Origin of the sequence: Psychrobacter sp. TB20-MNA-CIBAN-0197 (assembly GCF_040309765.1) — a bacterium.
GTDB classification, from domain to species: Bacteria; Pseudomonadota; Gammaproteobacteria; order Pseudomonadales; family Moraxellaceae; genus Psychrobacter; species Psychrobacter submarinus.
In genome coordinates, this window is sequence record NZ_JBEOPC010000906.1 from 1 (window position 1) to 258 (window position 258).

1 protein-coding gene is annotated in these 258 nt (G+C 64.3%); it reads left to right on the top strand.

Going from position 1 to position 258, the window contains the following annotated elements:
* Positions 1-258, top strand: a 258-nt coding sequence (locus AAEY83_RS16495; RefSeq protein ID WP_351060790.1) for an aconitase family protein, incomplete at both ends; no start/stop codon positions are given.

Below are 258 nucleotides of genomic sequence, written 5' to 3' on the forward strand. Positions count from 1 at the left end.
GGAATACGGTGCGACATGCGGCTTCTTCCCGGTCGACAATGTCACGCTGGAATACCTGCGCCTGTCGGGTCGGCCGCCGGAAGTAGTGAAATTGGTCGAGGCCTACACCAAAGCTCAAGGCCTGTGGCGTCTGCCGGGTCAGGAGCCGGTGTTCACCGACAGCCTGGCGCTGGATATGGGCAGCGTCGAAGCCAGTCTGGCCGGGCCGAAACGCCCGCAGGATCGGGTCTCGCTGCCGAACGTCGCGCAGGCTTTCAG